8 protein-coding genes and 1 other annotated feature are annotated in these 7,885 nt (G+C 51.7%); of the genes, 7 read left to right on the top strand and 1 reads right to left on the bottom strand.

Annotation, left to right across the window (positions count from 1 at the left end):
• The first annotated feature begins 298 nt into the window (after positions 1-298).
• The 4 genes from FFM82_RS07450 to FFM82_RS07435 all read left to right on the top strand — a co-directional run bounded on the left by FFM82_RS07450 (position 299) and on the right by FFM82_RS07435 (position 4,708).
• On the top strand, positions 299-1,294 hold the full coding sequence (locus tag FFM82_RS07450) for an ADP-ribosylglycohydrolase family protein (protein WP_137645232.1): 996 nt from the start codon (positions 299-301) through the stop codon (positions 1,292-1,294).
• A gap of 30 nt (positions 1,295-1,324) precedes the next feature.
• Positions 1,325-2,692: a purine-cytosine permease family protein gene (locus tag FFM82_RS07445; RefSeq protein WP_137645231.1), complete on the top strand. Its 1,368-nt coding sequence runs from the start codon at positions 1,325-1,327 to the stop codon at positions 2,690-2,692.
• Positions 2,689-3,564 (top strand): PfkB family carbohydrate kinase, encoded by an 876-nt coding sequence (locus tag FFM82_RS07440; protein WP_137645230.1) that lies wholly within the window; start codon positions 2,689-2,691, stop codon positions 3,562-3,564. Before FFM82_RS07445 ends, FFM82_RS07440 begins: the two co-directional genes overlap by 4 nt.
• A 250-nt stretch (positions 3,565-3,814) precedes the next feature.
• Positions 3,815-4,708 (top strand): Ig-like domain-containing protein, encoded by an 894-nt coding sequence (locus tag FFM82_RS07435; protein ID WP_137645229.1) that lies wholly within the window; start codon positions 3,815-3,817, stop codon positions 4,706-4,708.
• Here FFM82_RS07435 and FFM82_RS07430 read toward each other — a convergent pair.
• Positions 4,701-5,036 carry a DUF1905 domain-containing protein gene (locus FFM82_RS07430; RefSeq protein ID WP_137645228.1) on the bottom strand — a complete coding sequence of 112 codons (336 nt, stop codon included), beginning with the start codon at positions 5,034-5,036 and terminating at the stop codon, positions 4,701-4,703. The two genes, FFM82_RS07435 and FFM82_RS07430, sit on opposite strands and share 8 nt — an antisense overlap.
• A gap of 89 nt (positions 5,037-5,125) precedes the next feature.
• Here FFM82_RS07430 and FFM82_RS07425 point away from each other — a divergent pair, with 89 nt between their 5' ends.
• The 3 genes from FFM82_RS07425 to FFM82_RS07415 all read left to right on the top strand — a co-directional run bounded on the left by FFM82_RS07425 (position 5,126) and on the right by FFM82_RS07415 (position 7,877).
• Complete coding sequence (locus tag FFM82_RS07425; protein WP_137645227.1) at positions 5,126-5,521, top strand: iron-sulfur cluster biosynthesis family protein; 396 nt, start codon at positions 5,126-5,128, stop codon at positions 5,519-5,521.
• 93 nt (positions 5,522-5,614) lie between these two features.
• Positions 5,615-6,568, top strand: a complete 954-nt coding sequence (locus tag FFM82_RS07420; protein ID WP_137645226.1) for an aldo/keto reductase — start codon at positions 5,615-5,617, stop codon at positions 6,566-6,568.
• Positions 6,569-6,664: 96 nt separating this feature from the next.
• Positions 6,665-6,905: a binding site (T-box leader), on the top strand.
• 66 nt (positions 6,906-6,971) lie between these two features.
• Positions 6,972-7,877, top strand: a complete 906-nt coding sequence (locus FFM82_RS07415; RefSeq protein WP_137645225.1) for a proline iminopeptidase-family hydrolase — start codon at positions 6,972-6,974, stop codon at positions 7,875-7,877.
• The last annotated feature ends 8 nt before the right edge of the window (positions 7,878-7,885 follow it).

Here is a 7,885-nt window from a genome sequence, read left to right as displayed (position 1 = left end):
GTCCTCCTTGTAAGTAAGTTGTGGTGACTATATTTTACAAGGACTCAGGCTGTGAGTCTTCTTTTTGATCATTTGTTGCACTTCAATTGTAAATTCGTCAAGTTAAAAAATAAATTGGCAGTCGTTACCGTAATTAATTATGAGTAACCGGTCACGGTTAACGTGCGTCGTAAATTGAAAAAATATACAATAAATTTACCAATTATTTACCAGCTGTTTACACTGGATTGTTAGGCTAAAGCCAATTTAATTAGTTGATAATCACTAACTATTAACTGAGTTAAAAATGGGGGACATGATGGAACGAACACGGGACAAGGTTTTGGGAACGTTATACGGTCAAGCGGTGGGCGATGCGTTCGGAATGCCGACCGAGTTGTGGCCGGTTGAAACACTCCGAACGGTGTTTGCGACACCGGTTACGGATTTTGAAGCGGGTCCGCGGACCAATTCGATTGCGAAAAATTATCAGCGCGGTCAGTATACGGATGATACCGGTCAGGCGTTGGCCTTATTGGATGGACTGATTACCACCAATTGGGTGCCGAATCAGGCGGAATTAGCCCGCCAACTCATTGACTCGGCGACGGCGGCCGATGCGTGGAACCAAAATATTTTGGGTCCTAGTAGTAAGGCAGTGCTTTTAGCGTTGAAGGACGGGCGTGACGCCCAGCAGATTACGGATCAAGCGGTCACCAACGGGGCAGCGATGCGGATTGCGCCGCTGGGGGCGTTATTTACGCCGCCCCAATTAGACGACTTGGTGCGGTTAGTCACGCGGGTGACCCGGACCACTCATTCCAGCGACGTTGCCTTTGGCGGCGCCTGCTTGATTGCAGCGAGTGTGACGGCGGCGATGGCCGATTACGCGTGGGACGACTTGGTGAGTTACGCGTTACGGGCCTGCCACTTAGGGTACCAGTTAGGGGCACCAACTTGGGCGGCTAAGTTGCCAGCACGGGTCAACTTAGCGCTCGACCTAGCGCGGCGGTACCGTGGGGACGCCGCGCGCTTCAGCCAAGCAATCTATGAAGTGGTCGGCACCGGTACGGCACTAACGGAGAGCGTACCGGCGGCTTTAGCCATCGCGTACTATACCCGCGACGTGCAGGATTGTGCTATTATGTGTGCCAATCTGGGTGGCGACACTGACACGATTGGTGCGATGGCGACCGCAATTTGTGGGGCTAAAACGGGGGTGGCGGCCTTTCCGGACGGCTGGTGCCGGTTAATTGACCGCCAAAATCCGGAACACGACTTACGGGGTTATGCACAACAGATTTTACAGTACTAACTAAAATAGTTATTTGGGGGAAACGGTAACATGGAAAAAGAGATGGTTAAAGTACCAACGGCGGATAAGACGTTAACGCCCAGCAAGTTATTTTATAACTGGTTTGCGGCTAATGTCGGTATTATGGGGTTTGTGTTTGGGGCGATGATCGTCGCCTACCATTTATCATTTGGTCAAGCAATTTTTGCATCGATCATTGGGGGGTTATCATTTTTAATCCCGGGCTGGGTCGCAATGATTGGCCAGCGCGAAGGGGTGACGACTTTCAAGCTCAGTCGGGCGGCTTACGGTGCGCACGGTAATAAGATTCCGAACGCCATCGCCTGGTTCAACATGGTCGGCTGGCTGGCGGTAAACGTGATTACGGGAACGTTACTGTTGATTTCGATGTACGGTGTGCTGAACATTCCGAAAAACGGGCTGACCCGGGCCATCGCACTAATCATTTTTGGTGGTTTGGTGTTGCTGTCAGGACTGCTGAAAGAGGCCACCCTAGGGAAGATTCAAACGTGGTTAAGCTATATTTTTGGCGCCTTAACGGTCGTCATTTTAATTTTCTTCCTGGTTAAAGCCAACTGGCAGGCGGCGCTCAGCTTACCGAGTGGGAGTTGGGTCAGTGGCGTATTACCAGCGATCAGTATCGTTGCGGCCGGTTCGGGGATTTCCTGGTCAATGGCGGCGGCTGACTGGGGGGCTTACGTCAAACCGGGTACCAGTGCCAAAGCAACTTTTTGGAGTACGACCCTGGGTGGTGCCGTTCCGTTGATCTTACTAATGGCGGGGGGCGTGCTGCTCAGTACGATCGAACCGTCACTAGCCACGACCGGCGATCCGTTCGGCGTCATGTATTCAGCGTTACCAAGTTGGTTTGGGGTCATTTACTTCTTAGTCGCTGCCGGGGGACTCGTCCCGCAATGTATCGTGTCGTTACGCTCGGCCCGGATCAACTTAGCGACGATTGGCATTCGCGTTTCGCAACCGGTCTCGCTAACGATTCACGGTTTGATCGTCATTTTAATTCCGATTTACGTGCTGTTTATTTCGGAAAACTTCCTCGCTAATTTTGAAATTTTCTTGAGTTTCTTAGGCATCTGCTTGGCCAGCTGGGTCGCAATTTTCTTATGTGACAGCGTGATGTTCCGGCAGCACGGCTACGCCGAAGACTTAATGGCGGCTAACAGTCGGGTGCACTATAACTGGGGCGGCATCGTGTCGTGGATCATCGCGACCGTGACCGGCTTTCTCTTTACGAACAACGCAATTTGGACCGGTCCGTTTGCCCGTGGGATTTTTAAGGATAATAGTTTAGGCGTGTTCGTTGCGGCGGTAGTCGCCATTCTTTGCATGTTCGTGGCTAAACTGCAGGCGAAAACTGCAACGAAAGCGGTTCGCTCATGAAACGGGCGCTAGTTGTCGGGGCCGTCTTCGTTGACGTGGTCGTGAACGTGCCGGCGTTACCGCAATCGGGTGGCGACGTTACCGCCGAACCGGTCAGCACCGAATTAGGTGGTTGTGCCTATAACGTTCACGGGGCGTTGCGGGCGGCTGGTAGTTCGGCCGATCTATTCGCACCGGTTGGAAACGGCCAGTACGCTGACCTGGTGCGGCGCACCCTTCAGCAACGCCAGGTGGCGCTACAGTTACCGGTCACTGGCGCCGATAACGGTTGGGACTTAGCGATGGTCGAACCGGACGGGGAGCGGACCTTTTTGACGGTTAACGGCATTGAACAGTGCTGGCAACCGGAGTGGTTCGTCAACTTAGACTGGACGCGGTACGACGCGGTTTATTTGAGCGGTTATGAAATGGAACGGCCCGATTCGGCGCGGGTGATCTTGGCTGCGTTGGCGCAACGCCAGTCCGGAGTTGACCTATTCTTTGATCCGTCACCGCGGGTGGCTGAATTGTCGGCTGCCATTTTGGAACAACTTTTACAACCGGGAACGGTCGTGCATTGTAACGAAGCGGAACTAGCCGTATTAGTGCCGGGCGTTGAGCGGTTAGCGGACCAGTTAACCGCCCTGTATACCCGCACGCGGCGGCCAGTGGTCGTTACCCGTGGTCGGCAGGGAACCTGTTACTACGATGGTAGTCAAGTCCGGACGATCGCGGCGGAAACGGCCACGGTGGTCAACACGGTCGGTGCGGGTGATACCCACTGTGGCGGGCTGATGGCCGGACTGTTAGCGGGTTTGGATTGGCCAGCGGCGGTGCGACAGGCCAATCAGTTGGCGGCTAAGGTCGTCCAACAAACCGGTGGCTGTTTATAATGGGGAAAAGTGCGTAATTGAAACGTGCCGCTTACGAGTTGTCCACTGTGGATAACTCGTAAGCGGCACGTTTTTGATCTTCTGGTTACTGACAGGTTCCGTTACATTAGGTGCTAATAATAACTTGTTAAGTAATTGTAAAATTTGTAAAATTATATAATATTTGTAATCTTTCCGTAATAATGCGTGTATACTACTAGACGTACGAACAAGACCGGGTGAGTTCCGGTTACACTAAGGGGAGATCATTATGAAAAAAATTATGATTGCATTAACAAGTTTGGTGGCCGTTACCACGTTAGGTACCACCGTTACCGTACCAACTAATGGGGTCGTTACGGCGCAGGCCGCAACTAAAAAGGTCAAAAGTCCGAAGTTGTCGGTCAAGGCACTTTATAGCGGGACCAAACAAGTGAAGGGGACCGCAACCAAGGGATCCAAGATCACCGTTAAGGCGACCAAAAATGCTAAAAAGACGTTAGGCAAAGCCACGGCTTCGAAAACCGGTAAGTATACGGTTAAGTTGAAGAAAACGCTGAAAACCTCACAACGGGTTTACGTTTACGCAACGAACCCGAAGACGAAGGCTTATTACTATGAAATTATTCACGTCCAGGCTGCCAAGCAAGTTGCTACTAAGAAACAAAGAGTAACGACGAAGACGAAGGCTACGACTAAGAAGAAAGCTGTTACCAAGAAAAAGGCCGCAACTAAAACGACTAAGAAAGCCACCACTAAAAAAGCTGCGGCTAAAACAACCGAGAAAGCTACGAAAGCCACAACTAAAAAGAAGGCTGCAACCAAGTCGTTCGACATCAAGGCGCCCGCGGGGACTTGGAAGTCGAACAAGGATAAGCAATATCAACAAGTTTGGTCCTTCAGCACCAAAAAGGGCTTTAACCAGAAACTCTACAAGAACGGCAAAAAGGTAAAGACCTTGGTCGCGTACGCTAACTACCAAGCCCACGCCACTAAAACGGCTAACGTTTGGAAGTTAACGTATCAAGCCAAGGGTCAAAAGCGGCACACGGTTTATATGCGCTACACGTCAGCCAAGAGGTTTAAGCTGGTCAACGCTAAAAACAAGGTTGTTAAGACCAAGGCCGGCGTAGCCCCAGCGACGAGTTGGACCTTTACTAAGTAATTGACAAGTAAAAAGCCAGTCGGGATTGACCGACTGGCTTTTGCTTTTCGCGTTGGCGAACGGTCACGCTGACGGTGTCGCCAATCGTTTTTCCAAGTGCCGTGCGGATGTCCTTGCGAACGCCGAGGATGTAGGCGATACTACCGTCGGGGTGGTGGACCCCCATGTTGACGATCGAGCCGTCGTACGGCTGATCGTCAAAGGTGGCGTGAACTTTGACGCGCCCGCGCCCGAATTCTTGACGGAGATCGTACGGAAAGATGACGTAGGCGCCGCCCTTGCCTACGGTGGCGGCTTGAATGGTGGCGCTAAATTGATAGGTTTTCATCAGTTGAACTCCTTTTTAGACTTAGAATACGCTGCACCACTTAATTTCACAAGCATGGTAAACTGAAACCATGAAAGGGGTGGCGTTAGATGACAAAAGTAACGCTCGATAACGACTTAATGACGATCCTTGAACGCAAGGGCCTAACTAATCGTCAACTGGTGTTGATCACCGATGACGGTGGCGGTAAGTATTCCTTGCACGGCGGGGCGTGCTCGATTGGGACCAAGTTTACGCTGATCGTATTGGATCAACCCGACCCGGATTACCCGGTGCGGTTGAGCAACGACCGTGGTCTGAACTTATGGACGTCGAACTACGACCTGATGTTTCTCACTCAGGGCGTACGGATGGGCTACCGGCAAGGGCGCATCTTTATTAAAGATGACGCTCACGTGCTTGACCGTGCCGTCCAGATTGCCGATGGCGCCGCGGTGTTAGCGGCGTTTGACCAGGGGACGACCCCGGATCAGGCTGGTTGTTAACAAACCACGCAAATAAATATTCAGCGGCGGGTAATCGTGTTACGGTGGAACCGTTGATGGTCATGAATTTCACGAAGGAGTGTGTTAAGTAAAATGCGTCAAATTAATCTCGGTGGACAGCAGTTGCCAGTTTCAGCGGTAGCGTTAGGAATCATGCGGATGGTTCGGCTTGATCCGGCCGCCGCAACCAAGGTATTGGAAGAAGTCCACGATTTAGGCATTAACTTTATCGATGCGGCCGACATTTACGGTAACGGTGAATCGGAGCGAATCTTCGGTCAGGCGTTGAAACAATCTAAGTTGAACCGCGACGACTTCTTTATTCAGTCCAAGGGGGGCATCGTGCTTGACCCGAAGCGCAGTTCCGGTGAATTGGTGTTCGGTCAGCGCTACGATTTTTCGAAGCAGCATTTGATCGAGACGGTCGATGGGATTTTGCAACGAATGCAGATCGACTACTTGGATAGCTTTTTACTGCACCGACCGGATCCGTTGATGGACCCCGCGGAAGTCGCGGCGGCATTTGATGAACTGCAGGCGGCGGGTAAGGTGCGCCACTTCGGGGTCTCCAACTTCAACCCGATGCAGGTCGAATTTTTGCAATCGGCGCTGAGCCAACGGTTAATGATCAACCAATTACAATTTGGTGTGATGCACACCGGTCCGATTCAGTTTGGGTTGCACACTAACATGCAGGATGACGCCAGCGTGAACCACGATGGCGAAATTATCGAATACTCGCGCCTGCACCACATGACGATTCAGGCCTGGTCACCATACCAATACGGTATGTTTGCCGGCACCTTTATCGATAACCCGAAGTTCCCTGAACTTAACCAGAAGTTGCAAGAACTTGCGGACAAGTACGGCGTGACTAAGAACGCGATCGCAACGGCTTGGATTATCCGCCACCCCGCAAAAATGCAGGTGATTTTAGGGTCAATGAACCCGCAACACTTGGCGGAAAGTTGTGCCGGTGCTGATGTGACGTTGACCCGTCAAGAGTGGTACGACGTCTACTTTGCGGCCGGCAACGACTTACCATAAAGATTAAAGTTCAGAAAGCTGAATTTAATCTTAGCCCTTTACAAGCCAAAAAATTGGTGTTAGATTAAGAACCATTAAATATCAATGAGAAAATAAATAAACGCAATGATCAGGAAAGTAACGTTGTCGCTGTTACCCAGAGAGGCCCGGTTTGGTGGAACGGGCTTAACGGCCGCAACCGCGAAAATCCCCTGATCGTGGTAAGCACGAACCTTTGGCCAGTGCTTAATGGCGGCATCCATTATCTTGCTAGCGTATCGTGGGGTTCCCACCGTACGTGAATTAAGGTCATTTTTGAATGACAAAGCATAGGTGGTACCGCGGCGACGCCCTATATAAATCAAGTAATTGGTTTATGTAGGGCGTTTTTTATTTCTCAAAATTTATTTTGGAGGGATTTTTTATGCAAACGGGTACGCATTTGTTACAACTAAAGAACGGGTTTCGCTTATTTACGCGAACGGTCGGGCACGGGCCGGTGAAATTGCTGTGTCTACACGGTGGTCCCGGCAGTAACCATACCGAATTTGAGAACTTTGCCGCCGAACTCGGTGAGGATCGGGTTCAGGTGACGATGTACGACCAACTCGGCTCCTTTTTCTCGGACCAACCGGACTTCAGCCGACCGGAAAATCAGCACTATTTAACCCTCGACTATTACTTGTCCGAATTAGAGGAGGTCCGTCAACAACTCGGCCTCGACCAATTTTACCTACTCGGGCACTCCTGGGGCGGCTTATTGGCGCAGGAATACGCCTTGAAGTACGGTCAGCACTTGAAGGGGCTGGTCATCATGAGCATGATCGATAACATTGGCGAGTACACGCCGCACGTCAACGCGTTGCGCGAAAAAATCTTAACGCCCGCCCAGGTCAGCTATATGCAGGGCGTTGAGCGCGCCGAGGCCTTCGATGACCCCGAGTACCAGCACCTGGTTGACGTGTTGAACCGCCACTTCGTCTGTCGCCACCCGGAAAACGGGCCGCGCCAACTCGTGCCGACGACCGCGACCGCCGTTTATAACCACTTTCAGGGTAATAACGAGTTCGTGATGGTCGGGACGTTAAACGGCTGGGACCGCCGCCAGGACCTGCACAAGATCACGTTGCCGACGTTGCTGATGTTTGGGGAGTACGACACGATGCCGCTGGCGGTTGCCCGCCGGATGCAGCGGACCTTACCACACGCCCGCTTAGTGTTGACGCCGGACGGGGGCCATTGTCACAGTGTTGATAACCCGAGTGCCTTTTTCCACAACTTGGGGCAATACTTAGCCGACGTTGAAAACGACCAGTTCACGACTTACTAGTGGGGGGA

It is taken from the genome of Lactiplantibacillus plajomi, assembly GCF_005405405.1.
GTDB classification, from domain to species: domain Bacteria; phylum Bacillota; class Bacilli; order Lactobacillales; family Lactobacillaceae; genus Lactiplantibacillus; species Lactiplantibacillus plajomi.
This window is presented reverse-complemented; position numbering and strand designations above follow the sequence as displayed.

Bases quoted from the DNA above. Each gene is read 5' to 3' on its own strand.
- FFM82_RS07445 (WP_137645231.1), top strand. From the start codon at position 1,325: ATGGAAAAAGAGATGGTTAAAGTACCAACGGCGGATAAGACGTTAACG.
- FFM82_RS07440 (WP_137645230.1), top strand. From the start codon at position 2,689: ATGAAACGGGCGCTAGTTGTCGGGGCCGTCTTCGTTGACGTGGTCGTG.
- FFM82_RS07430 (WP_137645228.1), bottom strand. From the start codon at position 5,036: ATGAAAACCTATCAATTTAGCGCCACCATTCAAGCCGCCACCGTAGGC.
- FFM82_RS07435 (WP_137645229.1), top strand. From the start codon at position 3,815: ATGAAAAAAATTATGATTGCATTAACAAGTTTGGTGGCCGTTACCACG.
- FFM82_RS07425 (WP_137645227.1), top strand. From the start codon at position 5,126: ATGACAAAAGTAACGCTCGATAACGACTTAATGACGATCCTTGAACGC.
- FFM82_RS07415 (WP_137645225.1), top strand. From the start codon at position 6,972: ATGCAAACGGGTACGCATTTGTTACAACTAAAGAACGGGTTTCGCTTA.
- FFM82_RS07450 (WP_137645232.1), top strand. From the start codon at position 299: ATGGAACGAACACGGGACAAGGTTTTGGGAACGTTATACGGTCAAGCG.
- FFM82_RS07420 (WP_137645226.1), top strand. From the start codon at position 5,615: ATGCGTCAAATTAATCTCGGTGGACAGCAGTTGCCAGTTTCAGCGGTA.